The sequence below is a fragment of the Streptomyces sp. NPDC059740 genome (assembly GCF_042733155.1).
Taxonomy (GTDB): Bacteria; Actinomycetota; Actinomycetes; order Streptomycetales; family Streptomycetaceae; genus Streptomyces.
Genome location: NZ_JBHWGP010000013.1, coordinates 186489 through 213478 on the forward strand (window position 1 = coordinate 186489; position 26990 = coordinate 213478).

Below are 26990 nucleotides of genomic sequence, written 5' to 3' on the forward strand. Positions count from 1 at the left end.
CACCCGGGCGGGCCGGGTCGCGGAACCGGAGTGGGCCGAAGGGGTGGAGTGGATCGAGGTCACGACTCTCGCCTTCCGTTACTTGAGCCTGCTGGAGGCCAGGATCGACACCAGGTGGAGCAGGGTCTGCAGGACCGCGATGCCGGCGAGGACGGCGACGCCCAGCCGGCTGAAGAACAGGTCGCCCCGGATCGAGTCCACGATCGCCAGCACGAGGATCAGCAGGGACGCCTCGATGCCGAGGACCAGGCGGTGGAACTTCAGCGCGGCGGCGGCCCGGCGGGCCAGCGCCATGCCGGACGAGCGCGGCTCGGAGGCCGTCTCCTTGACCGGCGGCAGCCCGCCCTGGTGCCGTGCCACCCCGACCAGGTCCGTCTCGGCCTTGATCAGGATCGCGCCGAGAGCGGCGAGGGTGCCGAGGAAGGCCCACAGCCAGTCGATGCGTCCGCTGCCCCACAGGTCGGCCGCGCGCAGGCCGAAGCCCACCAGGACGGCCGCGTCGGTCAGGTACGCGCCGACCCGGTCCAGGTAGACGCCGCCCAGCGAGAACTGCTTCTTCCAGCGGGCGACCTCGCCGTCCACGCAGTCCAGCAGCAGGTAGAGCTGGACGGCGACCACGCCGAGCACCGCACCCGCCACGCCCGGCACCAGGAGTGCCGGGGCGGCGAGCACGCCGCAGACCGTCATGAGGTAGGTCAGCTGGTTGGGCGTGACCCTGGTGTTCACCAGGTGGCGGTCGACCCGCAGCGAGATCTCCCGCATGTACAGGCGCCCGCCCCAGTGCTCACCACTGCGCCGGTCCTTCACCCCGGCGGGGTGGACGACCGGCCGGAGCTCAGCTACTGACGGTTTTGGCATAGTCGGCGTACGCGTCCCTGATCTGGTCGGTGGACAGGTCGAGGTGCTCGAGGATCGTGTAGCGGCCCGGACGGGTCTGCGGTGCGTACGCGACGGCCTTGACGAACTCCTCGTCGCTGAAGCCGATCTCCCCGGGGGTCACCGGCAGGCCGTGGCGGCGCAGGCTCTCGACCATCAGGGAGCAGGTCTCCGTGTCGCCCCGCAGATGGGTGGCGAAGGCCGCGCCGAGGCCGCACTGCTCGCCGTGGCTCGCCGCCCGCTTGGGGAACAGCAGGTCGAAGGCGTGGTTGATCTCGTGGCAGGCACCCGAGGCCGGGCGGCTGTCGCCCGCCACCGACATGGAGATGCCGGTGAGCACCAGGCCCTCGGCGAGGATCTGCAGGAAGCTGTCGTCGCCGACGCCGCCGGGGTGGCGCAGCACCGCCTCACCGGCCTGGCGCGCCATGGCGGCGGCCAGTCCGTCGATGTCCTCGCCCGTCTCGCGGTGGGAGAGTTCCCAGTCCGCGACGGCGGAGATGTTGGAGATGGCGTCGCCGATCCCGGACCGCACGTAGCGGACCGGGGCCTCCCGGATGATGTCGAGGTCGATGACGACCGCGATGGGGTTGGGCACCCCGTAGGAGCCGCGGCCCGCGTCGTTGTCGAGGGTGGCGACCGGCGAGCACAGACCGTCGTGCGAGAGGTTCGTCGCCACGGCGACCAGCGGCAGGCCGATCCGCGCGGCGGCGTACTTGGCGCAGTCGATGATCTTGCCGCCGCCCAGGCCCACCACGGCGTCGTAGCGGCCCTTTTTCATGGCGTCGCCGAGCTTGATGGCGTCGTCGAGGGTGCCGCCGCCCACCTCGTACCAGTCGGCGCCCGGCAGCGCCGGCGCCAGCCGCTCACGCAGCTTGGCGCCGGAACCGCCGCTTATCGCGATGGCCAGCTTTCCTGAGGCGGAGATCCGCTGGTCGGCCAGGAGACCCGCCAGGTCGTCCAGCGCGCCGGCGTTGATGTCGACGACGACCGGAGACGGAATGAGGCGGGTCAGTACCGGCATGCGATCTCACGGCCCTTCGCGAGGTCGTCGTGGTTGTCGATCTCGACCCAGTCGACCTCCCCGATGGGGCAGACGTCGACCTGGAAGCCGCGGTTGACCAGCTCCTGGTAACCGTCCTCGTAGTAGAGCTGCGGGTCGCGCTCGTAGGTGGCCTTCAGCGCGTCGGCGAGCTCCTCGGCGGCCTCGCCCTCGATGAGGGTGACACCGATGTACTCGCCAGTGGCCTCGGCCGGGTCCATGAGCTTGGTGATCTTCTGGACGCCCTTGTCGGGGTCGACGACGACCTTCATCTCCTCGTCGGCGAGCTGCTTGACGGTGTCCAGCGCGAGGATGATCTTCTTGCCGTCACCCCGGGCCGCCAGCAGGCTCTTCTCGACGGAGACCGGGTGCACGGTGTCGCCGTTGGCGAGGATCACGCTGTGCTTGATCGCGTCCCGGCCGCACCACAGGGAGTAGGCGTTGTTCCACTCCTCGGCCTTGTCGTTGTCGATCAGCGTGAGCTTGAGGCCGTACTTGGCCTCCAGCGCCGCCTTGCGCTCGTAGACGGCTTCCTTGCGGTAGCCGACGATGATCGCGACCTCGGTGAGGCCGATCTCCGCGAAGTTCCCGAGGGCGATGTCCAGGACGGTCGTCGCCTCCTCGTCGCCCTCGGGCCCGACCGGCACCAGCGCCTTGGGGAGGGTGTCGGTGTAGGGGCGCAGGCGCCGTCCGGCGCCTGCGGCCAGCACGAGGCCGATCATGCGGGTTCTCCTTCGTCGTGTACGGCGGGTGCCTTTGCGGACACCCAGAAGCGGATGCTCTCGACGAGCACCAGCAGCGCCAAGATCCCGGCGAGGACCGTGAGCGCGTAGGGGAAACCAGTGGAATGCAGCAGGGCTGCGAGGACGGTGACGAGCAACGTCCGCCCTTCATGGCCACCCGTGGCGCTCACTAGCCATCCGGGGGGAGCGCCGCTGCCTCCGCGAATGCGGTAGACGGTGTCGTAGTGATGGTAGGCGACCGCGGCCACCAGGCCGAATGCCGCGGGCAGCGCCCCGTGGACGCCCGAGCGGGCGGCCAGGGCGAGGACGGTGACGTACTCGCCGGCGCGGAAGAACGAGGGGACCAGCCAGTCCAGGGGCCCGTCCAGGGCTCCCCGGGTGGCGAAGGCGCTCGTCACCAGGTAGCAGGCCGCGCCCAGGACCGGCCACCAGCTGCCCGGCTGTGACCACAGCGACAGTGCGACGACGGCGGCGGCGCCCACCAGCGCGGCGAGCGGGGCCAGCGGCAGGCGGCCACCTCGTCCGCGGCCGAGGGCGGCGGACAGTGCCCGGGAGAGGGGGCCCGCGTCGGCGAGGTCGGCCAGGGCCCGGGCGGCGTGGGCGGAGCTGCGGGCCCGCCGCGTCACGGACCGCAGGAGCCGGCCGGCAGTGGTGTAGCAGGCGGCGAGCGCCGAGAGGACCAGGAGGACCGAGAAGGTGATGCGCGGTGTGGTGCAGGCCGTGAGGACGGCCACCAGTGCCCAGCGTTCACCGATGGGGAGGACGATCATCCGGCGGGCCCATACCGTCCAGCCGACCCGGTCCAGGCGGTCGGAGAAGCCGGCGGTGGGGCTGGTGTTGGCGGGGCCTGCCGCGCCGGGCGCCGCGGGGTCCGGGGTCTGCGCCTCGTTGTAGGCGTTGTCCAGCAGGTGGCGGCAGGTCTGCAGCACCATCGCGCCGAGTGCCAGCGCCCAGACGTCGTCGCCGCCGCGGGCCGCGCCGAGGGCGAGACCGGCGTAGTAGGCGTACTCCTTGGCGCGGTCGAAGGTCGCGTCCAGCCAGGCGCCGAGGGTGGAGTACTGCAGGGAGTAGCGGGCGAGCTGTCCGTCGGCGCAGTCCAGTACGAACGAGGCGATCAGGAGGACGCCGGCCGCCACGAAGCCGCCGCGGGTTCCGGTGGCGGCGCAGCCGGCGGCTATCAGTGCGGTCAGCAGGGAGGCGGTGGTCACCTGGTTGGGGGTGAGGCCGCGTCGGGCGCACCACCGGGCGACGTAGCGCGAGTAGGGGCTGATGCAGTGGGTGGTGAAGAACCCGTCGCGGGACTTCACGGCGGAGCGCAGCCGGACCGCTTCCTCGTCGACGGCGGCGACGGCCGCGCGGGCGGCCTCGCGGGCGGGCTCGTCGGGCGGGACGGTGGCCACCAGGGAGCCCAGCTCCACCCGGTGGAGGGAGGCACCCTCCTCGCCTGCGTCTTCCAGTGTCCGCGCCAGGGTGTCGGGGAGGCTGGTGGTGAGGGCGTCGGCATCGGTGCTCACGGCCGCGCGGACCGGCAGCGGCTGGGCCGCCGCCTGTGCGGCGGCGCGGGCCAGGGCCGGGCGCGCCTGGGGCTGGGCGCTGAGCGCCCCGGGTATGGCGGCGGCCGGGAAGCGCGGGTCGGTCAGCGCCAGTCGCAGAGCGTGACGGTGGCCGATCAGGCGCGGGTCGACGACGGCGGCCCGCTGTGCGGCCGGCACGGCGGCGAGCAGGCCGGGCACCTCGTCCGGGGCTGCGGCGACGACCACGTCGAAGCCCAGCGACCGCAGGTCGCCTTCGAGCGGCGAGCCGGCGACCGGCGGACCGGTGAGGATGGCGGTCGACAGACGAACTCACTCCTTGCAAGCTGGCGAGGGCGCCTCGGCGGTGACCGCATTCGGTACGGCCTACCCCGGCAGCGCGCGCGAGACACCTTCACCCCGGTGGGGCGGCGTGCACGTCGGCAGAGGCTATCCGATCACCGAGGGCGTTCGTTCACCCTCCATTCATCCGTACTCGGATGACCGGGGGTGACCTCTGTTCCGATCATCATGGTGGATTGAGGGGCCGTGAACAACCGGCGTCCACCGCGACGAGGGCCGGGCGGGGCCGTGACCCGCGGTGGGGCGTGTCGCGGCCGGGACCAGGTGGGCGCCGGGCGCGGGCCCCGGACGGGTGCCGGTGGGGGGAGCTCCGGTCCGGTGCGGCGGACTGGCTCATCCGGGTGAGATGCCTCTCACCCTGTGTCACTGCGGACACGTCTCCCTCTCCGTGCCCGTGCGGCATGCGCCCTGCGGGGTCCGCTCACCGTCCCGGGCCCGGCGGCAGGTGTGGTGGCGAGCGCGGGCCGGCCCGCGAGAGGACCGGACGGTGCCCGCGGCTCAGAGCGGAAGGGGGCGTGTCAGGGGGCGCGCGGGGTTGCGGGAGGGAGTGCGACGGGGCAGGGGCAGGCGCTGTCTCACGAGGTGGGGAGCGCCTGAGGCAGACTGGGCGCGACGACCGAGAGAAGGATGCGCATGCCGATCACACCTACTCACGCACAGACCGCCGCCGCCTCGTCCGCACCCCCGGCGGACGACGCCGCCGAGCCCATCATGCTGGAGCTGGTGGACGAGGAGGGCCGGACGATCGGCGTCCAGGAGAAGCTCGCCGCCCACCAGGCTCCCGGGCAGCTCCACCGCGCTTTCTCGGTGTTCCTCTTCGACGAGCAGGGCCGGCTGCTGCTGCAGCGCCGTGCCCTGGGCAAGTACCACTCCCCCGGCGTCTGGTCCAACACCTGCTGCGGCCACCCCTACCCCGGGGAGTCCCCGTTCGCGGCGGCAGCCCGGCGCACCCACGAGGAGCTGGGGGTGGGACCGTCGCTGCTGGCGGAGGCGGGCACCGTGCGCTACAACCACCCCGACCCCGCCTCCGGCCTGGTCGAGCAGGAGTACAACCACCTCTTCGTCGGGCTGGTGCGTGGCGCGCCGCAGCCCGACCCGGAGGAGATCGAGGAGATCGCCTTCGTCACCGCTCAGGAACTCGCCGCCCGCCACGCCGAGGACGTCTTCTCCGCGTGGTTCATGACCGTTCTGGACGCCGCGCGCCCGGCGGTGCGGGAGCTCACCGGGGGTGCGGCGGGCTGGTGACGGCTGCGGCGTCGGGAAAGAGCGGCAGTTCGGCCCAGACGGCCTTGCCGCCGCTGGCGGTCCGCTCCACGTCGCAGGTCCCGCCGGCCTCCTCGGCGACCATCTTGACCAGCCAGAGCCCGCGGCCCCCGAGGTCGTGCTCGGTGGCCTCCAGAGCCTTCGGACGGTACGGGTGCTCGTCCTCGACGGCCACCCGTACCCAATCCCCCTTCACCGCGACCTCGACGGCGACGGTGGGCGAGAGCAGCGCGGCGTGCCGTACCGCGTTGGTCACCAGTTCGGAGACGATCAGCAGCAGGCCGTCCCTGATGTCGCGGGCCACGGGGATCCGCTGCCGGTCCAGCAGCGCGCGAACGGCGTGGCGGGTTTCGGGGACCGACGAGTCCAGCGCCGGCGTGGTGAACCGCCAGACACCGCCGTCGGGGGCCGGGTCGGACAGGTCCGAGGGGGGATCGGCTGGGGGTCCAGAAGGCGTCCTCACAAAAACGAGTTTTGTGAGAACTTGGTGCGCACAAAGCACCTGAACGCAAGTAGTCAGGTCTTGTCGCTTTACGGCCACCCACGCCCGCAACCGACCGGTTTTCCTCCGGTACCGGTGGACGAGACACCACTAGCCGACAGCCCACCGCCAGGTCCGCGTCCCGCGGTCCGTACCAGCGGGCCCCGCAGGCCGTGCCGGAACGACACGAGGGCCCGGTGCGCTGCACCGGGCCCTCGTCACAGTAGCGGGGACAGGATTTGAACCTGCGACCTCTGGGTTATGAGCCCAGCGAGCTACCGAGCTGCTCCACCCCGCGTCGTGAACACCACCTTACGGGTCCCCGAGCACGACGCCAAATCCTCGCTCCGGCCCCGTGCACGCCCGCCGGGACGCCCCGGACGCGGGCAGCCGGCACTGCCTAGGATCTGCGCCCATGGAGCCGGCCCTGCACACCCGTGTCGCCGACGGCGTCGCCACCGTCGTCATCCGCCATCCCGCCCGCCGCAACGCCATGACCGGTGCGATGTGGCGGTCCCTGCCGCCTCTGCTGGACCGCCTCGCCGCGGACCCCGCCGTGCGCTGCCTGGTCCTCACCGGCGCGGGGGACACCTTCTGCGCCGGTGCCGACATCACCATGCTGCTGGACGGGAAGGAGGACGCGCGCGCCCTGGCGGTGGCGGCCGAGGAGGCGCTGGCCGCCTTCCCCAAGCCGACGGTGGCGGCCGTGCGCGGCGCCTGCGTCGGCGGCGGCTGCCAGTTGGCCGTCGCCTGCGACCTCAGGTTCGCCGAACACGGTGCGCTCCTCGGCCTCACCCCCGCGCGCCTCGGTGTCGTCTACCCCGCCTCGGCGACGGCCCGGCTCAGAAGCCTGGTGGGGCCCTCGACCGCCAAGTACCTCCTCTTCTCCGGCGAGTTGGTGGGCGCCGACCGGGCCCTGCGGATGGGGCTGGTCGACGAGGTGACCGGTGCGGGCCTGCTGACCGAGCGCGTGGACCGGTTCACCGCCGCCCTCGCCGGCGGCTCCCTGCTGACGCAGATGGCGGCGAAGGAGTTCACCGACCGGGAGGGGACCCCGGCCGAGCGGGAGGCCCACTGGGCCTCGGCGGCCGTCGGCAGCGGCGAGACCGCCGAGGGGGCCGCTGCGTTCCTCGGCCGGCGTCCGCCCCGCTTCGCCTGGCGTCCCGGGGCGTCCTTCCCCGGCGCCGCGCCCCCACCTCACGAAGGCTGACTACGCCTCGGTAACGTGCGCGCATGACGACCACGCAGCCCGCCTCCGAGGCGACCGCCCAGCCCGCCCCGGACACCCTCCCGGAGCACGCCGGCCGCAAGTGCCACAACGTGCTCAACCCCCTGCACTCGGCCCTGTACTTCTCACCGGACCTGGCAGCGGAGCTGACCGCGCTGGGCCTGACGAACCGCGCGGGCTACTTCGCGGGCCGCGCCGCCGCCCTGGGCGCCGTCGGGCCGGGCGCCGTCGCGGCCACCTTCTACAACTTCAAGTACGAGCTGGTCGCCGAGCACCTGCCGGCGCTGTGGTCCACCGTCTCGCCGGCCCAGGTGCTGCGGGCCCGTCTCTCGGCGGCCGACACCACGCTGCGCAGGCTGCTGGGCGAGGAGACCGTCGCCTCCGCGGAGATGGCCGAGGCCGCGCAGCTCGCCCTGGAGGCGACACGCGGCTGCACGCCGCACGCGCGACCGCTCTACGCCGCCCACGCCGACCTGCCGGTCCCGCAGGAGCCGCACCTGGCCCTGTGGCACGCCGCCACGCTGCTGCGCGAGCACCGCGGCGACGGCCACCTGGCCGTGCTGCTGGACGAGGAGCTCGACGGGCTGGAGGCGGTCGTCTCGCACACCGCGAGCGGCAAGGGCATGAACCGCACCTGGGTCATGTCGACGCGGGGCTGGGACGAGAGCGAGTGGGCCGCCGCCGAGGGCCGGCTCCGCGACCGCGGACTCCTGGATGCCGAGGGCACCTTGACGGAGGCCGGAGTCGCCATGCGGCAACGCGTGGAGGAGCGCACCGACCGGCTCGACCGCGCCCCCTACGCGCACCTGGGTGCAGCGGGCGTGGCACGACTGACGGAGCTGGGCACCGCCTTCACCCGGCAGGCGCTCGCCGCCGGGGCGTTCCCCGCGGACCTCTTCGGCGCCCGCTGACCCTCGCGCCGGGTGGTCCGGTCCGCGGCTTGAGGCCGACCACCCGGCACCGCGCCCGCCGGGGTCCGTCGTTGCTCCCCCCGACGCGTTCCGGCACCACGCCGCGCCCCCGGCGCTACCGGCGCTGTCCCCGGTACCTGCCACAATGCGTCGCGGAACGGGGCGAACGTAACTGAGACGGAGCGCAATGGTGACGACCTCCATCACCGGGTCCATCGAGGCCCGCATCGCCGAGGAACTCGGTGTGAAGGAGCGGCAGGTGAGGGCCGCCGTCGAACTGCTCGACGGGGGTGCGACGGTGCCGTTCATCGCCCGGTACCGCAAGGAGGCGACCGAGACGCTCGACGACGCGCAGTTGCGCGCGTTGGAGGAGCGGCTGCGCTACCTGCGCGAGTTGGAGGAGCGGCGGGAGGCCGTCCTGGAGTCGGTGCGCTCCCAGGGCAAGCTGGACGCGGCGCTGGAGGCCCGGATCAGGGCCGCCGACTCCAAGGCACGGCTGGAGGACGTCTACCTCCCCTACAAGCCGAAGCGGCGCACCAAGGCGCAGATCGCCCGCGAGGCCGGCCTCGAACCGCTGGCGCTGGGGCTGCTGGCGGACCCGACGGTGGAGCCGGCGGCGGCTGCCGCCCCGTTCGTGTCGGCCGACAAGGGGGTCGCCGACGCCGCCGCCGCGCTGGAGGGCGCCCGGGCCGTCCTCACCGAGCGGTTCGGCGAGGACGCCGACCTCGTCGGTGAGCTCCGGGAGCGGATGTGGACCCGCGGCCGGCTGGTGGCGAAGGTCCGCGAGAACAAGGCCGAGGACGGCGCAAAGTTCGCCGACTACTTCGACTTCTCCGAGCCCTTCACCGCACTCCCCTCCCACCGCGTGCTGGCCATGCTGCGGGGCGAGAAGGAGGAGGTGCTCGACCTCACGCTGGAGCCGGAGCCGGCGGACGAGGCCGCGGCCACCGGCCCCAGCAGCTACGAGCGGGCGGTCGCCCGGCGCTTCGGCATCGAGGACCGGGGCCGTCCCGCGGACACCTGGCTGCTGGAGACGGTCCGTTGGGCCTGGCGCACCCGGATCCTGGTCCACCTCGGCATCGATCTGCGGCTGCGGCTGCGGCAGTCGGCGGAGGACGAGGCGGTGAGGGTGTTCGCCGCCAACCTCCGCGACCTGCTGCTGGCCGCGCCCGCCGGGACGCGGGCCACGATGGGGCTGGACCCGGGCTTCCGCACCGGTGTGAAGGTCGCCGTGGTCGACGCCACGGGCAAGGTCGCCGCGACGGACACGATTTATCCGCACGTCCCGCAGCAGAAGTGGGACGCCGCGCTCGCCACCCTGGGCCGCCTCGCCGAGGAGCACGGGGTCGAGCTGATCGCCATCGGCAACGGCACCGCCTCCCGTGAGACGGACCGCCTGGCGGCGGAGCTGATCGCGGCCCGGCCGGCGCTGAAGCTGACGAAGGTCGTGGTCAGTGAGGCCGGGGCGTCGGTGTACTCGGCCTCGGCCTTCGCCTCGCAGGAACTTCCGGAGCTGGACGTCTCGCTGCGCGGCGCGGTCTCCATCGCCCGCCGCCTGCAGGATCCGCTCGCCGAACTGGTCAAGATCGATCCGAAGTCCATCGGGGTGGGGCAGTACCAGCACGACCTGTCCGAGGTGAAGCTCTCGCGCTCGCTGGACGCGGTCGTCGAGGACTGCGTCAACGGTGTCGGCGTGGACGTCAACACCGCCTCCGCCCCGCTGCTCTCGCGGGTGTCGGGGATCAGCTCGGGGCTGGCGGAGAACATCGTCGCGCACCGGGACGCCAACGGCCCCTTCCGCACACGCCGCGCGCTCAAGGACGTCTCCCGCCTGGGCCCCAAGGCCTACGAGCAGTGCGCCGGCTTCCTGCGCATCCCGGGCGGTGAGGACCCGCTGGACGCCTCCAGCGTGCACCCGGAGGCCTACCCGGTGGTGCGCCGCATCGCCGCGGGCGCCGGCGGCGACGTCGCCACGCTCATCGGTGACACGCGCACCCTGCGGGGGCTGCGTCCGGCCGACTTCGTCGACGACTCCTTCGGCCTGCCGACGGTGACCGACATCCTGCACGAGTTGGAGAAGCCGGGGCGCGACCCGCGGCCGGTCTTCCGGACGGCGACCTTCAAGGAGGGCGTGGAGAAGATCGGCGACCTCCGGGCGGGCATGCTGCTGGAGGGCGTCGTCACCAACGTGGCGGCGTTCGGCGCCTTCGTCGACGTCGGCGTCCACCAGGACGGCCTGGTGCACGTCTCGGCGATGTCGAAGACCTTCGTGAAGGACCCGCGGGACGTGGTCAAGCCCGGCGACATCGTGCGGGTCAAGGTGCTCGACGTGGACGTGCCCCGCAAGCGCATCTCCCTCACGCTCCGGCTGGAGGACGAGGCCGAGGGCGGACGGACCGCGGGTGAGGGCCGGAGGTCCGGGGGTGAGGGCCGGCGGTCCGGCGGGGACGGCCGGCGTGGCGCCCCGCCGCGGCAGCGTGGCGGAGCCGGCGGCGCGGAGGCCGGCCGCCGCGGTGAGGGCCGCCGGGGCGGGGACCGCCGCGGCGGGGACGCGTCGGGCGGCGCGATGGCGGACGCCCTGCGGCGGGCCGGCCTGCTGGGTCCGGAGCAGCGGCGGCGCTGAGCGGCGCCGTCCGCGGGCGGACGACGGCCCGTGCCGTCGTCCGCCCGCGGAGACCGCGGTTCAGGGTGAGGCTGCCTCGGACCGCCCGGAGATCCGGCCGAGTTCCGCGGCCAGCTCGTCCAGCGGGCCGCTGTCCGGGACCGGGGGCAGCGGGGAGGCGGCCGCCTCCCGCACGCCGACCTTCCGCAGCCGCCGGGCTCCCTGGTTCTGCCGCTCCAGGGAGTCGGCCAGCTCCGCCGGCCGGCTCCACAGGCTGCGGACCCGCTCCGCCGACGGCCGCGGCTGCCCGTGCTCCAGGCTCACCGCGCAGGCCGTGACGGCGTCGACGACGCGTTCGGCCGCCGTCACCACCGTGATCCAGTCGGTGCCGCCGCCCCGGGTGGCCAGCAGTTCCGCGGCGGCGGTCTCCGCCGCGGTCCGGGCCTCACCGAGTGCGGCATAGGCCGCGCGTCGCAGCTCCTGGCGCCGGCCGGCGCCCTTGCCGGGGTCGGCGGTCAGGGTATGGCGCAGGTAGGCGGCGGTGCGGCGCAGGCCTGTGGCCAGGCGCGGGGCGATGCGCCGCCGCGGGTCGGCCAGTCGCGGCAGGTGGCCGACGACCAGGACGATGGCGCAGGCCACGCTGGTGTCGACCACCCGTTCCGGCGCCGCCTCGCGGGAGCCGCCCACGTACACGAAGGAGAGGACCATCAACGTGATCGCGATGGTCTGGAGCGCGAAGTGGCGGACGGCGAAGGGCAGCAGCGCGCCCCCGGCTCCGGCGACGCAGGCCGGCCACCACTGACCGCCGGCCAGTGCCTCGACGGCGCCGAAGACGAGGACGCCGAGGACGGTTCCGACGAACCGGTTGACGGTGCGCGAGAAGAGCGGGCCCAGGTCGGGCTTGACGAGGAAGGTCGCGGTGACCGGCAGCCAGTACCAGTGCTCGGGCCGCAGCAGCAGCGCGACGGCGGCGCTCACGGCGATGCACACCCCCACCCGCGTCCCGTACTCGCGGCCGGCCAGCCCGAACACGCCGCGTCCCCGGCGGGTGCGGGGCTGCACCAGCCGCACCAGCCGTCGCAGCGTGGTGTGCCGGGGCAGCCGGGGGGACGCGCCCTGACCGTGGCCGGCACGTGGGGTCGCCGCCACCGCGGGGACGAGGCCCTCGGCGGCGGGCGCGTCGGGTCCGGTGCGCGCGAAGACGATGGCGGTGTCCAGCAGTGAGCGGTCGAAGGCGGTGCGGCCGGCCGTCGAGGGGTCCGGGGCGGCGAGGCGGCCGGGCGGTTCGCCGGTGCGCAGCGACCACGCGAACTCCCGCGGGCCCTCGGCGATGCGCCGCGGCAGGGGCTGCGCCTCCCACAGCAGGGCCACGCTGGCCTCGCACAGGGCGATGGCCGCGGCGAGGCGCTCGGCGAGGTGCCGCTCGGCGGGCCGGGGACGGCGGGGGCGGCGGGTGAAGAGGCGGTGCAGCCGGACCGCCTCGTCGGCCCGGTCCAGTGCGGCGGTCAGCCGCCGCCGGGCCGCTTCGGCCTCCCCGCTGCCGGCTGCCTCAAGGGCGTCGCCGAGCGCGTCGAAGACCGTGGCGACGGCTGCCCGCTCGCCGCTGAGCGGTCCGCCGGCCGGGCGCGGTGGGCGCAGCAGGGAGCGGAGCAGGAGCAGCCACAGGCCTCCGCCCAGCAGCAGCAGCGCCTTCTCCCAGGGCGGCAGCGGGAAGGGCATGCCGGCGCCCAGGACGGTGGCCGCGAGCATCTGCATCCCGGCGTTGGAGCGGACCGGACCGGCCACGCTGCCTGCGCCGGAGACGTAGCCGACGACGAAGAGCGCCGGCACCAGCCACCAGTCGGCGTCGCCCTCCCGCAGCAGCGCCCCGAGGAACATGCCGAGGGCGGAGGCGAGCGCCGGCAGACCGATGTGGACCAGTCCGGTCCGGTGGGTGCCGGGCCGGTCGTTGACTCCGGCGAGCGTGGAGCCGAGGGCTGCCAGCACACCTGCTGCGGTGGCGCCGGTGGCGAGGCCCACGGCCATCAGCGGTCCGGCGCACAGAGCGCCCCGGACCACGCCGGGCCAGGGCACGGGTTGGCGCTGCCAGCGCAGCGGGTGGGCGAGCCAGGGGGGCAGGGGGCGGCGGACGAGAGGCATGGGCCTCCTAACCGAACGGCGCCGGCGGTAACCGGCGGCGACTGGGCCGGACGAGCGGCGGGCCCGAGGGGCGTCATCGGCCGACGGTGCGGTCACCTGCGATCTGCCCCTTCCGTCCGGGCACGGCGGGGCGCTGGTCGGCACCATCGTATCGGTCCGGCCCGGGCCGGCCGGGGAGCGCCGGCCCGGGCCGCGCCCGTCGCCCGGTCGGGGGCGCACCTGCGGGGCTCCCCGGGGCACGTGAGAAGACCTGCGGCCCGCCGGCCGCGTCCTGCTCCTGCGCGGCGCGCTCGGCGGCGATGCTGCTGACCCGGCCGCGCACCGCGAACCAGCCGACCACGAGGGCTGCCGCGATGACGGGGATCAGCATGACGGTCTTCTGGCCCACTCCGTCGCTGTCGAAGCCCATCAGGACGATCACGCCCACCAGGAAGGCGATGGTGACGATGTCGGTGACGGGGGTGCCCCGCAGCCGGAAGCCGGGCCGCTCGATGAGGCCGGCCTTGGACCGCCGGACGAACACCATGTGGCAGACCATGATCGTGCACCAGGTGCTGATGACGCCGAGGGCGGCGATGTTCAGGACGATCTCGAAGGCCTCGCCGGGCACCACGTAGTTCAGGACGACGCCCAGCACGCACACCACGGAGGTCATCAGGATGCCGCCGTAGGGGACCTGGTTCCGGTTCATCAGCCCGGCGAACCGTGGTGCGGAGCCGGCGAGCGACATGGAGCGCAGGATGCGGCCGGTGGAGTACAGGCCGGAGTTGAGGCTGGACATGGCGGCGGTCAGCACCACCAGGTTCATGACGTCGCCGGCCGCGGGCACGCCGACGTTGGAGAGCACGGTGACGAAGGGGCTCTCGTCACCGGTGAACTTGTTCCACGGCATGAGCAGGGTCAGCAGGATGACGGATCCGACGTAGAAGACGCCGACCCGCCACATGATCGAGTTGACCGCCTTGGGCACGACCTTGTGCGGCTCGCTGGTCTCGCCCGCCGTGACACCGACCAGTTCGACGGCGGAGTAGGCGAAGACGACACCCTGCAGGACGATGACCACGGGCAGCACGCCCATGGGGAAGAGCCCGCCGCTGCCGCTGATCACGTCGAGGCCCGGCGTGTGTCCGGCGACCGGGTGCTGGGTGGCGAGCAGGAAGATGCCGATGAGCATGAAGACCACGAGCGCCGCGACCTTGATGATCGCGAACCAGAACTCCATCTCGCCGAAGATCTTCACCGAGATCAGGTTGATCGTCAGCACCACGGCCAGGGCAATCAGCGCCATGACCCACTGCGGTACGGAGGTGAACATGCTCCAGTAGTGGGTGTACAGGGCGATCGCGGTGATGTCGGCGATACCGGTGGTGGACCAGTTCAGCACGTACATCCAGCCGGCCGCGTAGGCCCCCTTCTCGCCCAGGAACTCGCGGGCGTAGGAGACGAAGGACCCGGAGGACGGGCGGTGGACCACCAGCTCACCGAGGGCCCGGACGACGAAGAAGGCGAACATGCCGCACACCGCGTAGGCGACGGCGAGTGCCGGGCCGGCGGAGGCGAGGCGTCCGCCCGCTCCGAGGAACAGGCCCGTTCCGATGGCGCCGCCGATGGCGATCATGTTGATGTGGCGGCCGGTGAGGCCCTTGCTGTAGCCGGCGTCGCCCGCGTCCTGCGAGGCGACGTGCTCCCCCCCGCCCGGCGGCCGGTGTGCGTCCTTGAGGGCGGTTTCCGTGGTCACAGCTGTTTCGACCCGCTTTCGGAGTGTCGGTGGGGCTGTCGTCCGGACCGCGGTGGCGGTATCCGGCCGATGGCACACCTTCCCCGATCGGGGGCCGCGCGTCAGTGGGATGGGTCACAACAGGTGGCTGCGGGGTGTCCAGGAGGCAACGTCTGCCCGAACGTCACCACCGGGGGTGTCCGATCGTGCACTGCGGCGCTGTGCGGGGGCGGCGCCGGGCCGTGGCGGGGCGGTGGGTCCGGCCGTCCCGCCCGCCCCGTGAGGGGACGGGCGGGACGGGGGCGCCACGGGCGGTTCAGGCGTCGCGGAAGGTCCCGCCCCGTTCGGCCGTCTCCACCAGGAGGCGGGGCGGCGTGAAGCGCTCGCCGTAGCGGTCCGCCAGCTCGCGGGCCCGGGCCAGGAAGCCGCGCGGGCCGCCTTGGTAGCCGTTGACGTACTGGAGCACTCCCCCGGTCCAGCCGGGGAAGCCGATGCCGAGCAGGGAGCCGACGTTGGCGTCGGCGACGGAGGTGAGGACGCCCTCCTCCAGGCAGCGCACGGACTCCAGGGCCTCGGCGAACAGCATCCGCTCCTTCAGGTCGCGGAAGGGCACCTCCGCGTCACCGCGGGTGAAGTGCTCGCGCAGCCCGGGCCACAGGCGGCCCCGTCGGCCGTCCTCGCCGTACTCGTAGAAGCCGGCGCCGCCGGAGCGCCCGGTGCGGCCGAACTCCTCGACCATGCGGTCCACGACGGCGTCGGCCGGGTGGGGGGTCCAGGTGCCGCCGGACTCCTCGACGGCGCGGCGGCTCTCCTCGCGGATGCGGCGGGGCAGGGTGAGGGTCAGCTCGTCCATCAGCGCGAGCACCTTGGCGGGATAGCCGGCCTGGGCCGCCGCCTGCTCCACGGTGGCCGGGTCGACGCCCTCGCCGATCATGGCGACGCCCTCGTTGAGGAAGTGGCCGATGACGCGGGAGGTGAAGAAGCCCCGCGAGTCGTGCACCACCACGGGGGTCTTGCGGATCTGGCGGGTGAGGTCGAAGGCACGGGCCAGCGCCTCGTCGCTGCTCTGCTCGCCTCGGATGATCTCCACGAGCGGCATCTTGTCGACCGGTGAGAAGAAGTGCAGGCCCACGAAGTCGCGGGGCCGCTCGACCCCTTCGGCCAGCAGGGTGATGGGCAGCGTGGAGGTGTTGGAGCAGAGCAGCGCGTCCGGTGCCACCACCTGCTGCACCTCCTGGAAGACCTTGTGCTTGAGGGCGGGGTCCTCGAAGACGGCCTCGATGACCGCGTCGCAGCCGGCGAGGTCGGCAGCCTCGGCGGTGGGGGTGATGCGCGCCAGCACCGCGTCCCGCTCCGTGGTGGTGGTGCGTCCGCGTGCCACCGCCTTGTCCAGCAGCTTCTCGGCGTAACCCCTGCCCTTGCGGGCGTTGTCGAGGGAGATGTCCTTGAGGAAGACCTCGATGCCGGCCTTCGCGCAGACGTAGGCGATCGCCGCGCCCATCATGCCGGCGCCGAGGACGGCGACTCTGCTGACGGTGCGGCGGGGGACGTCCGCGGGACGGCTGGCGCCGGAGTTGACCCGCTGCATGTCGAAGAAGAACGCCTGGATCATGTTCTTCGAGGTCTGTCCGGTGACCAGCTCCACGAAGTAGCGGGCCTCGATCACCTGCGCCGTCTCGAAGTCGACCTGGGAGCCCTCCACCGCGGCGGCCAGGATGTTGCGGGGTGCGGGGTAGGGGGCGCCGCCGAGCTGCTTCTTGAGGTTGGCGGGGAAGGCGGGGAGGTTGGCGGCGAACTTGGGCTGGGCGGGGGTGCCGCCGGGGATGCGGTAGCCCTCGGTGTCCCACGGCTGGCGGGAGTCGGGGTGCGCGTCGATGAACGCGCGTGCCCTGGACAGCAGTTCCTCCTGGTCGGCGGCGACCTCGTGGACGAGCCCGGCCTCCTTGGCGCGCACCGCTGAGTAACCGGTGCCCTGCAGCAGGACCTTGAGGAGGGCGTCGGCCACTCCGAGCAGGCGGACGGTGCGCACCACGCCGCCGGCGGCCGGGAGCAGGCCGAGGGTGACCTCCGGCAGCCCGATCCTGACGCCCGGGGCGTCCAGGGCGACGCGGTGGTGGCAGGCCAGCGCGATCTCGTAGCCGCCGCCGAGCGCCGCGCCGCCCACCGCCGCGACGACCGGTTTGCCGAGGGTCTCCAGCCGCCGCAGGTCCCGCTTGAGCGACATGCCGCCGTCGAAGGCGCGCTGTGCGTCCTCGGGGGTGACCGCGATGAGGTCGCGCAGGTCGCCGCCGGCGAAGAAGGTCTTCTTGGCGGAGGTGACGATGACGCCGCGCACCGTCTCGGCCTCCGCCTCCAGACGGTCCACCACGCGGGTGAGGGAGGCTTTGAAGGCGGCGTTCATCGTGTTGGCCGACTGGTCGGGGTCGTCCAGGACGAGGGTGACGACTCCGCTCTCGTCCTGTTCCCAGCGGATGGTGTCGGGCTGGCTCATGTGGGTTCTCCGTTTGCGGGCTGCGGGAGCGGGGGCTCGGGGACGCGGCGGGCGGCGGCCGGCAGGGGCGCGCGTGGGGTCAGAGCCGTTCGACGACGGTGGCGATGCCCATGCCGCCGCCGGCGCACAGCGTGGCCAGGCCGTACCGCTTGTCCTGCCGCTCCAGTTCGTCCAGCAGGGTGCCGAGGATGACCGCGCCGGTCGCGCCCAGGGGGTGGCCCATGGCGATGGCGCCGCCGTTGACGTTGACCTTCTCCACCGGGAGGTCCAGGTCCTTCAGAAAGCGCAGGACGACGGAGGCGAAGGCCTCGTTGATCTCGAACAGGTCGATGTCGTCGACGGTCAGCCCCGCCTTGGCGAGCGCCTTGCGGGCGGCGGGCGCGGGGCCGGTCAGCATGATGGTGGGCTCCACCCCTGAGACGGCGCCGGAGACGACGCGCGCCCGCGGGCGCAGGCCGTACCGCTCGCCGACCTCGGCGTTGCCCACGACCACCAGTGCCGAACCGTCGACGATGCCGGAGGAGTTGCCGGCGTGGTGGACGTGGTCGATCGCCTCCAGCCAGTGGTACTTCTGCAGCGCCACCGCGTCGAAGCCGCCGTCGGCGCCCATCCGGGCGAAGGAGGGACGCAGCGCGGCCAGCCCCTCGGCGGTGGTGCCGGGGCGGATGTGCTCGTCCCGGTCCAGCACCACGAGCCCGCTGCGGTCCCTGACGGGGACGACGGAGCGGTCGAAGCGCCCCTCCTTCCACGCGGTGGCGGCGCGCTCCTGGGAGAGGGCGGCGTAGGCGTCGACGTCCGTCCTGCTGAAGCCCTCCAGGGTGGCGATGAGGTCGGCGCTGACGCCCTGGGGGACGAAGTCGGTCTGGTGGGCCGTCATCGGGTCCGTCGCCAGCGCGCCGCCGTCGGAGCCGAGCGGGACGCGGGACATCGACTCGACGCCGCCCGCGAACACCAGGTCCTCCCACCCGGAACGCACCTTGGCGGCTGCGGTGTTGACGGCTTCCAGCCCGGAGGCGCAGAACCTGTTGAGCTGCAGCCCGGCGACCGTGTCGGGCAGGCCCGCGACGAGCGCGGCTGCCTTGGCGATGTCGAAGCCCTGGTCGCCGACAGGGCTGACGACGCCGAGGACGAGGTCGTCGACGGCGTCGAGGTCGAGGTCGGGGTGGCGTTCACGCAGCTCGTGGACGAGCCCCACGACGAGGTCGATCGGTTTGACGCCGTGCAGGGCGCCGTCCGCCTTGCCGCGGCCTCGCGGGGTACGGATCGCTTCGTACACATACGCTTCGGCTGTCACTTCTGGGTGCCTTTCGGTGGGCGGGGCCTTGCGGGGAGGAGGGCGGGGCGCGCGGTCCCGTCCGCGACGGTGGGCGCGGCGCGCGAGGACCTCAGGGGCCGGGCGGGCCCGGGTCGGCTGCGGGCGGCACCGGGGCGGGGCCGGGTCGGGGCGGTGTGGCCCGGTGGAGGGCGCCTGCGGCGTCCGTGTCCGGCGCTGCGGTCGGCAGCCCCCAGTCCCGTGCGACGGCCGCGGCGTCGGCGCCTGGTGCGGGGGGCGGCGCCGGGTCTGCCGGCGGGGTGCGGGAGAAGCGGGGGGCCGGGGCGGGCTGCGGGACGCCGTCGAGGTCGAGGAAGGTGCGGCGTGCCCGCAGGTGGGGGTGGTCGGGGGCCTCGCGGAGCGAGAGGACGGGTGCCACGCAGGCGTCCGTGCCCTCGAAGACCTCGCTCCACTGGGCGCGGGTCCGCTGCGCGAAGGCCCGGGCCACCTCGGCGCGCAGCCGGGGCCAGGCCTCCGGGTCCGCGCGGTCGGGGACCTCGCCGGCCACCCCCAGCAGGTCGAGGAACTGCACGTAGAACCGCTCCTCCAGGGCGCCGACCGCCATGTAGCGGTGGTCCGCCGTCTCGTAGGTGCCGTAGAAGGGGGCGCCGCCGTCCAGGAGGTTGGCCTCGGGACGGTCCTGCCACCCCCCGGCGGCCAGCAGCGCGTGGATCATCGTCGTCAGGTGGCTGGTCCCGTCCACGACGGCGGCGTCCACCACCTGCCCCGCGCCCTGCTCGGCACGGGCGTGGTGGAGGGCGGCGAGGACCCCGAGGACCAGGTAGAGCGAGCCGCCCGCGTAGTCCCCGAGGAGGTTGGCGGGCGGGTTGGGCGGCTGTCCCGCCTTGCCGGCCAGGCCCAGCGCACCCGTCACCGCGATGTAGCCGACGTCGTGACCGGCGCTGTGGGCCAGCGGACCGTCCTGCCCCCAGCCCGTCATCCGCCCGTACACCAGGCGGGGGTTGCGCTCCAGGCAGGGTTGCGGGCCGACGCCCAGCCGCTCGGCCACCCCGGGCCGGTACCCCTCGATCAGGATGTCGGCGCGTTCGACCAGGTCGAGGACGTGCGCCACGCCCTGCGGGGTCTTGAGGTCGACGAGGACCGAACGCTTGCCGCGGTTGGTGAGGTCCTGGGCGGGATCGACACCCAGGCCGGCGCCCCCGGGGCGGTCGACGCGGACGACGTCGGCGCCGAGGTCGGCCAGTGTCATGGCGGCGAAGGGGCCGGGACCGATGCCGGCCAACTCCACCACGCGCACGCCGTCCAGCGGCCCGCTGGGTGCCCTCGTCATCGAGGCCTCCGATGTGAACCCGTGAGTAACACCTGCGATGGTAGGAACGTGTTTCAGTTTCTACAAGACATCCGCGCCTGCTGCGGGGACGCGCGAGGGGGACCTGACACCGCGGTCAGAACGCCTCCCGTCGGCCCTTCCCGTCCCTCCGACCGGCGGCGGGCGGCAATCGCCGGGTGACGGAGGGACGCGGGTGACGGGGTGGCGAGCGACGAGGGCGCGGGTGACGGAGGGGGCGCACGGCCGGCGACGGGCGCAGCCGGCCGGACGTCGGCGACGGGTCGTCAGAGGGCGGCCAGCGCGCGGCGGCACAGCGAGTCCGCGGCACGTGTGGTCTCGGGGAGCCGGTAGCTCGGAGCGAGTGCGAGGGTGAGCGCGCAGGCGTGGGCAAGGTCCACCCGGTGCCCGACGGAGACGAAGACCGGCTTCACCCCCGCCCGGGTCCGCAGCGCCATCCCGACCACCTCGCCCGGGCCCGCCGCGACCCCGGACCCGGCGGTAGCGGCCGTCTCCGGCGCGCTCCAGGCGGCATCGCCCCCGCCGTCCGCGACGAGGAGCGCGTCCTTGCTGCCGTTGCCGCCGTCCGCCTCGTGGCGCCTGTACCCCTCGTCGACGAGCGGTGCGGTGGCACCCCGTTCCGGCCCCAACGGGCCGTGCCGGAACAGGAAGGGGGTCTTCGCGACGCCGATGGAGGGGAGGCCGGTCAGGACGCCCAGGTGGCTGGCGAGGCCGAAGCGCCGCGGATGGGCGTAGCCGTATCCGTCGCACACCAGGAGGTCCGGCGTCACCGGCAGGTCCGCCAGGGCGGCGATCACGGTGGGGATCTCGCGGAAGGCCAGCAGGCCCGGCACGTAGGGGAAGGCCACGCTGCCGACCGCCGTAGCCTCCGCCACGACGCTCAGGGTGGCGGCGTCCAGGGCGACCGCGGCGGCGACGACCAGGTCACGGGCATCGTCGTAGGCCACGTCGACCCCGGCCACGGTTCCGGCGAACCCCGGTTCGGGCCCCGGCTCGTCCAGCGCGACGAGCGGGCGGAGCCGCTCCTGCGCGGCTCTGGCACCGGCCTCCGTGGTGGGCCAGTTCCGCAGTTCGTCGGCGCACAGGGCTTCGGTCGGGTCATCCATGGTGGGGGAAGCGTACCCACGGTCCCCGGGACGCCCGGACCCGGCCGTCCCCAGCGCGCGGGGCGCCGGGCCGGAGCCGCCGGCCGCCCTCCGCCGCGGGCGCGGGGCGTGCGAGTCCGGGGCCGGGCATCGGGGCGGGACGGAAGAGGTGCCGTGCGGGGAGCCGGCGGTCGGAGCGCTCCGCATAGGCTGCCGGGATGTTCGTACTGGAACTCACCTACACCGCCCCGCTCGACAAGGTCGACGCCCTGCTCCCGGACCACGTCGAGTGGCTGGACCGCCACTACGCCGCGGGTCACTTCCTGGCCTCCGGGCGCAAGGACCCACGGGACGGCGGCGTCATCCTGGCCGGCTTCCCCGACCTGGCCACCGCCGAGTCCGCTGTCGCCGAGGACCCGTTCGTGACGGGCGGGGTCTGCGAGTACCGCATCACCCGGTTCATCGCGACCAAGACGGTCCCGGCCCTCCAGGACTACCGCGAGACCCTGGCCTGACCCCTTCCTTCCGTGGCCCCGGACGTCGAGGAGACCTCCGGGGCCCTCCGACACCCTTCTGAGGTGTCCGGTGTGCCGTGCGTGACGCCCTCCGCCGGCGCTCGCGGGGCCCGCGTACGCCGTTTTCCTGGCGCTCGCCCGACCGTGCACCCCCGCACGCCTTCTCTCCGGCAGCGCCGGCAACGGTCGTCTCCCCCGGCCCGGGCCGGACTTGCAGGACACCCCCGCCCGCCGCGGCCGGTGCCCCTGCTCCAACCCCTGACCTGCGCCTCCCCGTTGCGGGAGCGGCGAGAGCCCTCTCGGCGGCCGGGAGGCGCAGCACGCTTCTCGCGGACGACCGGGAAGCCACCGCGCCCCGGCGGCTGCCGGCGCTCCGTCCGCCCGCCTCCGCCCCGGCGGGCAACAGTCAGCGCCGACCGACAAGCGAACACCCGAACGAGAGATAGCCCGGCCACCCGGTTCTGCGTAGAGTTGCATTCACACAGACAGTACGACGCAACATCACGCAGTACTTTGCAGTCTTTGTGCAACATCCGCGGTCGTCGCCCCAGCGGTCACGACCGTCCGAGTCACACGGCTCCGCCGCCAGGCCGAGCCCGCACCACTGCACGATCTGGCCATCCCGCACACCGATGTGAGAGCGCAGGACCCGTCATGACCGAGACCACGTACATGGAAACGGAACTCCGCAGCCAACCGGAGACCTGGCAGCGCGCCGCTGAACTGGTCGCGGCCGGCGTGCCTCTGCCCAAGGCAGGACAACGCGTCGCCGTGGTGGGGTGCGGCACCTCCTGGTTCATGGCCCAGTCGTACGCCACTCTGCGGGAGTCCTCGGGGGCCGGCGTCACCGACGCCTTCGCCGCCTCCGAGGCCTTCCTGGACGGAGCCCGCGGTTACGACGCCCTCATCGCCATCAGCCGCTCCGGCACCACGACGGAGGTGCTGCGCCTGCTGGACGCGGTACGTGGACGTATCCCCACCGTGACCGTGCTGGGCGACCCCGACACTCCGGCCACCGACCTCTCCGACGAGACGGTCGTCCTGGACTTCGCCGACGAACGCTCGGTGGTGCAGACGAGGTTCGCCACCACGGCCCTGTCCCTGTTCCGCGCCCACCTCGGTGAGGACGTCGCCGCCGCCGCGCAGGACGCACACTCCGCCCTGGACGCCCCGGTGGAGCAACGCTGGCTGGACGCCGAACAGTTCACCTTCCTCGGCACCGGCTGGACGGTGGGCCTGGCCAGTGAGGCCGCCCTGAAGATGCGGGAGGCCTCGCAGAGCTGGACGGAGTCCTACCCGGCGATGGAGTACCGCCACGGCCCCATCTCCATAGCGGCTCCCGGGCGCGTGACCTGGTCCTTCGGGGAGCCTCCGGAGGGGCTGGCCGGCGATGTCGCCGCCACCGGCGCGGAATTCGTCCACCACGCCCGTGACCCCCTGGCCGAACTCGTCCTCGCCCAGCGCGTCGCCCTGGCGCGTGCCCGGGCGCGGGGCCTGGACCCTGACAATCCGCGCAGCCTCACCCGCTCGGTGATGCTCGACGCCCCCTCCCCCACCTCCTGAATCCGGGAGAGAGATCCCCCGCACGGTCCTTCCGGAACATCCGACAGGGAGTCGGCTCATGCCTCTGGTCCCCACCGCGTCGATCGTCAGCTCAGCCCGGCAGGCGGGCTGTGGCGCCGCGGCCTTCAACGTCGTCCATCTGGAGACGGCGGAAGCCCTGGTGGCCGCCGCCGAAGAGGCGCGGGCGCCCCTCATCCTCCAGATCAGCGAGAACTGCGTCCGCTACCACGGGAGCCTCCTACCCCTGCTGCGTGCCACGATGACGCTGGCCGAGTCGTCGACGGCGGACCTCGCCGTCCATCTCGACCACGTCACCGACCCCGACCTGGTACGCGAGGGTGTGGCAGCGGGGGCTGGTTCGGTGATGGTGGACGCCTCCTCGCTGCCCTACGCGGCCAATGTGGCGACCACCGCTGAGCTCACCGCCTGGTGTCACGAACGGGGCGTCCACGTCGAGGCGGAGTTGGGCGAGGTGGGCGGCAAGGACGGGGTGCACGCTCCCGGGGCCCGTACCGACCCCGGCGAGGCGCGGGCATTCGTCGCCGCCACGGGCGTGGACACGCTGGCCGTGGCGGTCGGCTCCTCGCACGCCATGCGCGAACGCACCACCGTGCTCGACAAGGACCTCATCGCCGCCCTGCGCGAGGCACTGCCGGTCCCGTTGGTCCTGCACGGTTCCTCGGGCGTACCGGACGAGGAGCTGCGGCGAGCGATCACCGCGGGAATGACGAAGATCAACATATCCACGCACCTGGTCTCCGTCTTCACCACGTCGGTCCGTGACACGCTGGGCGGGCAACCGGCTCTGGTGGACTCGCGCAAGTACCTGGGGCCGGCCCGGGAGGCCGTGACGAAGGAGGCCGCTCGACTGCTGCAGGTGCTCGGTGCCGCCGCAGCCCCTCCCGCCTCGACCGCGCCCCCCGTCACAGCGACGCTGACGCAGCGCTGAGCCCCACCGACGCCACTGCCCGCGGGGCCCACGGGGCCCACGGGGTCCTCGGGCCGTGGGGCTGCCCCTGCCCCGCCGGAGGGACGTGCCGGACCGCGTCGTGAGACCGGCGGTGGCCCGGGAGACGGGTGGTGGCCTGGGAGAAAGGTGTACGGGGCGTCTCATGCAGCCGACTAGGCTCACCCCCATGAAGCGTCACGAACGGATGAACGCGCTCCTCGAGCTGCTGGGCGAACGCGGTCGGCTGGACGTGGAGGAGGCCGCAACCGCCCTGGAGGTGTCCGCGGCCACGACACGCCGGGACATGGACACGCTGGCAGAGCAGCAACTCCTCATCCGGACGCGGGGCGGGGCGGTGCTCAGCTCCGTCGCCTACGACCTTCCCATCCGCTACAAGCGTGGGCACCGCGCCGACCAGAAGGCGGCGATCGCCCAGGTCGCCGCCCGCATGGTGGACCGGCACCAGGTGGTCGGACTGAGCGGCGGCACCACGACGACCGAGATCGCACGGGCCCTCGCCGTCCGTCCCGACCTCGCCGGCGAGGGCCCGCACCACAACCTCACCATCGTCACCAACTCCCTCAACATCGCGCACGAACTGGCTGTACGGCCCCAGTTCAAGATCGTCCTTACCGGAGGGGTGGCCCACTCCCGCTCCTACGAGCTGATCGGCCCCTTCGGCGAGTTGGTGCTCCGCGAGATCTCGCTGGACATCGCGTTCATCGGGGCCAACGGGGTGGAGCCCGAGGTGGGTGCGACCGTCTACGACGAGGCGGAGGCGAGGATCAACCGGTTGATGGCCGAACGGGCCGGGCGGTCAGCCGTGGTGGCCGACTCGGCGAAGTTGGGGGTGAGGTGCTTCGCTCGCGTCGGTGATGCGGAGGTGTTCGACACGCTCATCACCGACGAGGGGGCGGATCCGGCAATGCTGTCCGCCTTCCACGAGAGCGGCCTGGAGACGGTCACGGCGTCGCCGGCTGCCTCCGGGGAGACGGCGCAGGACTGACTCCCGCACCTACGCAGGTACTCGGATCGGGCGTACGGCGCGGCGGAGATGACAAGGATCACACCCGGGTCGCGTGAACGGCGAGTTCGGGCACACCGTCTAGAGAGGTACAGCCCATGTCCCGACACCCGTGAGGAGCAGCCGCGATGCCGAGCGCCATCGACCAAGCCATACAGGTCCGACTGATCGCCACGGCGCCGGGTCCGCAGGCCGTTCCGGCGGTCCTGCATTACCACCCCGACGACCCGTTCGCCGTGCGTATCTCCTTTCCCCCGGAGATCTCCCTGGACGGCGCCGAGGTGGACTGGATCTTTGCGCGGGACCTCCTGGCGTCAGGGCTCGCGGCACCCGCCGGTCAGGGCGACGTCCGGGTGGAGCCGGCCGGGCGCAGCCGGACCCTCATGGAGTTCCATGTGCCGGACGGCGTGGCCATGGTGCAGATGAGGACGGAGGACCTCCACTGCTTCCTGGAGCGCTCCTACCAGGCGGTGCCGGCCGGCCAGGAGGACGCCCACCTGCATCTCGACGGGGACCTGACGGAGCTGTTCGGAGCGGCCTGAGACCACCACCGACAGGCAGCCGGCAGCCTTGCCGCCCTGACGCACCACCGCCCGGCGCTTCCCCACGGGACATCCCCGCCACCCCGCGCCCCACTGCCCCGCCCCGGCCCCCGGCTCGGGAGAACCCGCGGCGCCGGGGGCCCGACGAGCGAGCGGAGCCACGTCCGGCCCCCTCAAGCTCTTGCGGGACGGGCCGGAACACAAGCAGGTGGGAGCGGAGTCCGCTGAGGGGCCAGCACCGCACAGGACACAGAAGGACGGAAGGCAGAGGGGAGGGGGCGGGGGGCGGGGCGGGGCAGCCGGAAGAGGGAAGCCTCCGAAGGAACCGGTGAGCAAGCCTGCCGCCCGTTGTCACACCGAGCCGTGACAACGGTCCGGAGCCGACAAGCTCAGACGTTGACGAGGTGCGCAACCTCGACGACATGCGCACCTCGCGGACGTGCGCTCTTCCCCGGCGTTCAGGCTTCCGCGGCGTTCAGACCTTGGGGATGTCGAAAAGGCGGCTCAGTCCCGCGGCCAGCCCGAGGTCGCCCACCGCCCTGACCTTGCGCGACAGGAACAGGCCCACCGGAGTGCTGTTGCCGGACGCCAGCTTGAGGAAGTCCGCGTCCGCCATGCTCAGGGTGACCCGGGCGGTCCTCGCTGAGGCCCCCTTCGTCACAGTGCAGGTGCCGTTCTCGATGGCCGTCTCGTAGACGACCTCCGACTCTCCGGTGATCTTCCAACGGATGACCGCCGAGAGTGAGCCCGCGTTCTCCGGACGGAACTGCCGCTCCATCCGCCCGAACACTTCGGCGAGCACCCGCTCGCGAAGTTCCCCGGTCGCCACCTGGGCAAGCTGAGCCCGCGAGAGGCCCTTGACGATGGTGGCGAACTCCTCCGGCGTCACACTGGCAAAGTCCAGGGCAGCCAGTTCCGCGGCGACATCCTCAGTCACGACCCACTCCCTCTCCGTCCGCGAGCAGCGGACCGTTCGTATCTCCGGGACGGGACCATCTTACTAACCAGTAAGGTGACTCGTTAGTAAGTATGCACTCACCCACCGGCTCTCTCCTTGAGCAGGCAGGGCTCTCCCCCTCCCCCGACGCCCGCACGGACGCCACCCCCAGCCCCGACCGGGATGACGACGCCGGGCACTCCACACCCGACGCACGTCACCCTTCGCCCGACACATGACGCCTCTGGCCCGACGCACGTCACGATCGCCCGACGCCCGGCCGACCGCCGGGCTAACTGATCGTTTCAGAATGAGGTTCGGAGGCGGCGGAGGCATATCAGGCTGCAGGCCAGTTCGAGCAGGGCCTGGTGGAGGTCGGCACGTCGTTCG

21 protein-coding genes and 1 tRNA gene are annotated in these 26990 nt (G+C 73.2%); 9 read left to right on the forward strand and 13 right to left on the reverse strand.

The features are described from left to right. Window positions 1-78 precede the first annotated feature (78 nt). From ACFV3R_RS18245 to ACFV3R_RS18260, 4 genes are read right to left on the reverse strand one after another with little or no spacing between them, the layout of a single operon-like run. The gene (locus ACFV3R_RS18245; RefSeq protein WP_385583313.1) at window positions 79-858 is read right to left on the reverse strand and encodes a CDP-alcohol phosphatidyltransferase family protein; all 780 of its coding nucleotides are present in this window, start codon (window positions 856-858) and stop codon (window positions 79-81) included. Continuing rightward, window positions 836-1897 carry an iron-containing alcohol dehydrogenase family protein gene (locus ACFV3R_RS18250; protein WP_385583315.1) on the reverse strand — a complete coding sequence of 354 codons (1062 nt, stop codon included), beginning with the start codon at window positions 1895-1897 and terminating at the stop codon, window positions 836-838. Before ACFV3R_RS18250 ends, ACFV3R_RS18245 begins: the two co-directional genes overlap by 23 nt. Beyond that, window positions 1885-2637 (reverse strand): sugar phosphate nucleotidyltransferase, encoded by a 753-nt coding sequence (locus ACFV3R_RS18255; RefSeq protein ID WP_385583317.1) that lies wholly within the window; start codon window positions 2635-2637, stop codon window positions 1885-1887. The genes ACFV3R_RS18250 and ACFV3R_RS18255 overlap by 13 nt, the downstream gene beginning before the upstream one ends. Then, window positions 2634-4496: a DUF5941 domain-containing protein gene (locus ACFV3R_RS18260; protein ID WP_385583403.1), complete on the reverse strand. Its 1863-nt coding sequence runs from the start codon at window positions 4494-4496 to the stop codon at window positions 2634-2636. The genes ACFV3R_RS18255 and ACFV3R_RS18260 overlap by 4 nt, the downstream gene beginning before the upstream one ends. Before the next feature lie 669 nt (window positions 4497-5165). Here ACFV3R_RS18260 and idi point away from each other — a divergent pair. Then, window positions 5166-5777 carry an isopentenyl-diphosphate Delta-isomerase gene (gene idi / locus ACFV3R_RS18265; RefSeq protein ID WP_385583320.1) on the forward strand — a complete coding sequence of 204 codons (612 nt, stop codon included), beginning with the start codon at window positions 5166-5168 and terminating at the stop codon, window positions 5775-5777. On the opposite strand, the gene ACFV3R_RS18270 is transcribed toward idi, so the two are convergent. After that, on the reverse strand, window positions 5752-6258 hold the full coding sequence (locus ACFV3R_RS18270; RefSeq protein WP_385583323.1) for an ATP-binding protein: 507 nt from the start codon (window positions 6256-6258) through the stop codon (window positions 5752-5754). The genes idi and ACFV3R_RS18270 overlap by 26 nt on opposite strands. 242 nt (window positions 6259-6500) lie before the next feature. Then, a tRNA-Met gene (locus tag ACFV3R_RS18275) sits at window positions 6501-6574 on the reverse strand. 117 nt (window positions 6575-6691) lie between these two features. Between ACFV3R_RS18275 and ACFV3R_RS18280 the strand changes: the two genes are divergently transcribed. From ACFV3R_RS18280 to ACFV3R_RS18290, 3 genes are all read left to right on the forward strand, one after another. Continuing rightward, a complete protein-coding gene (locus ACFV3R_RS18280; RefSeq protein WP_385583326.1) occupies window positions 6692-7486 on the forward strand; it encodes an enoyl-CoA hydratase/isomerase family protein in 795 nt (264 codons plus the stop codon). A gap of 23 nt (window positions 7487-7509) precedes the next feature. Continuing rightward, window positions 7510-8415 (forward strand): hypothetical protein, encoded by a 906-nt coding sequence (locus tag ACFV3R_RS18285; RefSeq protein ID WP_385583329.1) that lies wholly within the window; start codon window positions 7510-7512, stop codon window positions 8413-8415. A gap of 187 nt (window positions 8416-8602) precedes the next feature. Further along, the gene (locus ACFV3R_RS18290) at window positions 8603-11038 is read left to right on the forward strand and encodes a Tex family protein (RefSeq protein ID WP_385583332.1); all 2436 of its coding nucleotides are present in this window, start codon (window positions 8603-8605) and stop codon (window positions 11036-11038) included. 60 nt (window positions 11039-11098) lie between these two features. Here ACFV3R_RS18290 and ACFV3R_RS18295 read toward each other — a convergent pair whose 3' ends face one another. The 6 genes from ACFV3R_RS18295 to ACFV3R_RS18320 all read right to left on the reverse strand — a co-directional run bounded on the left by ACFV3R_RS18295 (window position 11099) and on the right by ACFV3R_RS18320 (window position 21091). Continuing rightward, the gene (locus ACFV3R_RS18295) at window positions 11099-13156 is read right to left on the reverse strand and encodes an FUSC family protein (RefSeq protein WP_385583335.1); all 2058 of its coding nucleotides are present in this window, start codon (window positions 13154-13156) and stop codon (window positions 11099-11101) included. Window positions 13157-13229: 73 nt separating this feature from the next. Continuing rightward, complete coding sequence (locus ACFV3R_RS18300) at window positions 13230-14774, reverse strand: amino acid permease (RefSeq protein WP_385583407.1); 1545 nt, start codon at window positions 14772-14774, stop codon at window positions 13230-13232. Window positions 14775-15189: 415 nt separating this feature from the next. Next, a complete protein-coding gene (locus ACFV3R_RS18305; protein ID WP_385583339.1) occupies window positions 15190-17364 on the reverse strand; it encodes a 3-hydroxyacyl-CoA dehydrogenase NAD-binding domain-containing protein in 2175 nt (724 codons plus the stop codon). 79 nt (window positions 17365-17443) lie between these two features. Beyond that, window positions 17444-18658, reverse strand: a complete 1215-nt coding sequence (locus tag ACFV3R_RS18310) for an acetyl-CoA C-acetyltransferase (protein WP_385583342.1) — start codon at window positions 18656-18658, stop codon at window positions 17444-17446. 91 nt (window positions 18659-18749) lie between these two features. Continuing rightward, on the reverse strand, window positions 18750-19967 hold the full coding sequence (locus ACFV3R_RS18315; protein ID WP_385583345.1) for a CaiB/BaiF CoA transferase family protein: 1218 nt from the start codon (window positions 19965-19967) through the stop codon (window positions 18750-18752). A gap of 284 nt (window positions 19968-20251) precedes the next feature. After that, window positions 20252-21091, reverse strand: coding sequence for an endonuclease V (locus ACFV3R_RS18320; protein WP_385583348.1), 840 nt, complete (start codon window positions 21089-21091; stop codon window positions 20252-20254). 197 nt (window positions 21092-21288) lie between these two features. Here ACFV3R_RS18320 and ACFV3R_RS18325 point away from each other — a divergent pair, with 197 nt between their 5' ends. The 5 genes from ACFV3R_RS18325 (at window position 21289) to ACFV3R_RS18345 (ending at window position 25663) form a co-directional block, all read left to right on the forward strand. Continuing rightward, window positions 21289-21585, forward strand: a complete 297-nt coding sequence (locus ACFV3R_RS18325; RefSeq protein WP_385583351.1) for a YciI family protein — start codon at window positions 21289-21291, stop codon at window positions 21583-21585. A 654-nt stretch (window positions 21586-22239) separates the two neighbouring features. Further along, window positions 22240-23148: an SIS domain-containing protein gene (locus ACFV3R_RS18330; RefSeq protein ID WP_385583354.1), complete on the forward strand. Its 909-nt coding sequence runs from the start codon at window positions 22240-22242 to the stop codon at window positions 23146-23148. Window positions 23149-23206: 58 nt separating this feature from the next. Further along, window positions 23207-24097: a class II fructose-bisphosphate aldolase gene (locus ACFV3R_RS18335; RefSeq protein ID WP_385583356.1), complete on the forward strand. Its 891-nt coding sequence runs from the start codon at window positions 23207-23209 to the stop codon at window positions 24095-24097. A 187-nt stretch (window positions 24098-24284) separates the two neighbouring features. Further along, window positions 24285-25103, forward strand: a complete 819-nt coding sequence (locus ACFV3R_RS18340) for a DeoR/GlpR family DNA-binding transcription regulator (protein ID WP_385583360.1) — start codon at window positions 24285-24287, stop codon at window positions 25101-25103. Window positions 25104-25249: 146 nt separating this feature from the next. Continuing rightward, window positions 25250-25663 carry an SsgA family sporulation/cell division regulator gene (locus tag ACFV3R_RS18345; RefSeq protein ID WP_385583363.1) on the forward strand — a complete coding sequence of 138 codons (414 nt, stop codon included), beginning with the start codon at window positions 25250-25252 and terminating at the stop codon, window positions 25661-25663. A 475-nt stretch (window positions 25664-26138) separates the two neighbouring features. On the opposite strand, the gene ACFV3R_RS18350 is transcribed toward ACFV3R_RS18345, so the two are convergent. Then, window positions 26139-26600, reverse strand: coding sequence for an SCP2 sterol-binding domain-containing protein (locus tag ACFV3R_RS18350; RefSeq protein WP_385583366.1), 462 nt, complete (start codon window positions 26598-26600; stop codon window positions 26139-26141). Window positions 26601-26990: the final 390 nt, after the last annotated feature.

Coding starts and splice junctions, on each gene's coding strand:
- ACFV3R_RS18245 (WP_385583313.1), bottom strand. CDS start 858: ATGCCAAAACCGTCAGTAGCTGAGCTCCGGCCGGTCGTCCACCCCGCC.
- ACFV3R_RS18250 (WP_385583315.1), bottom strand. CDS start 1,897: ATGCCGGTACTGACCCGCCTCATTCCGTCTCCGGTCGTCGTCGACATC.
- ACFV3R_RS18255 (WP_385583317.1), bottom strand. CDS start 2,637: ATGATCGGCCTCGTGCTGGCCGCAGGCGCCGGACGGCGCCTGCGCCCC.
- idi (WP_385583320.1), top strand. CDS start 5,166: ATGCCGATCACACCTACTCACGCACAGACCGCCGCCGCCTCGTCCGCA.
- ACFV3R_RS18280 (WP_385583326.1), top strand. CDS start 6,692: ATGGAGCCGGCCCTGCACACCCGTGTCGCCGACGGCGTCGCCACCGTC.
- ACFV3R_RS18285 (WP_385583329.1), top strand. CDS start 7,510: ATGACGACCACGCAGCCCGCCTCCGAGGCGACCGCCCAGCCCGCCCCG.
- ACFV3R_RS18290 (WP_385583332.1), top strand. CDS start 8,603: ATGGTGACGACCTCCATCACCGGGTCCATCGAGGCCCGCATCGCCGAG.
- ACFV3R_RS18295 (WP_385583335.1), bottom strand. CDS start 13,156: ATGCCTCTCGTCCGCCGCCCCCTGCCCCCCTGGCTCGCCCACCCGCTG.
- ACFV3R_RS18300 (WP_385583407.1), bottom strand. CDS start 14,774: ATGATCGCCATCGGCGGCGCCATCGGAACGGGCCTGTTCCTCGGAGCG.
- ACFV3R_RS18305 (WP_385583339.1), bottom strand. CDS start 17,364: ATGAGCCAGCCCGACACCATCCGCTGGGAACAGGACGAGAGCGGAGTC.
- ACFV3R_RS18315 (WP_385583345.1), bottom strand. CDS start 19,967: ATGACGAGGGCACCCAGCGGGCCGCTGGACGGCGTGCGCGTGGTGGAG.
- ACFV3R_RS18320 (WP_385583348.1), bottom strand. CDS start 21,091: ATGGATGACCCGACCGAAGCCCTGTGCGCCGACGAACTGCGGAACTGG.
- ACFV3R_RS18325 (WP_385583351.1), top strand. CDS start 21,289: ATGTTCGTACTGGAACTCACCTACACCGCCCCGCTCGACAAGGTCGAC.
- ACFV3R_RS18330 (WP_385583354.1), top strand. CDS start 22,240: ATGACCGAGACCACGTACATGGAAACGGAACTCCGCAGCCAACCGGAG.
- ACFV3R_RS18335 (WP_385583356.1), top strand. CDS start 23,207: ATGCCTCTGGTCCCCACCGCGTCGATCGTCAGCTCAGCCCGGCAGGCG.
- ACFV3R_RS18340 (WP_385583360.1), top strand. CDS start 24,285: ATGAAGCGTCACGAACGGATGAACGCGCTCCTCGAGCTGCTGGGCGAA.
- ACFV3R_RS18345 (WP_385583363.1), top strand. CDS start 25,250: ATGCCGAGCGCCATCGACCAAGCCATACAGGTCCGACTGATCGCCACG.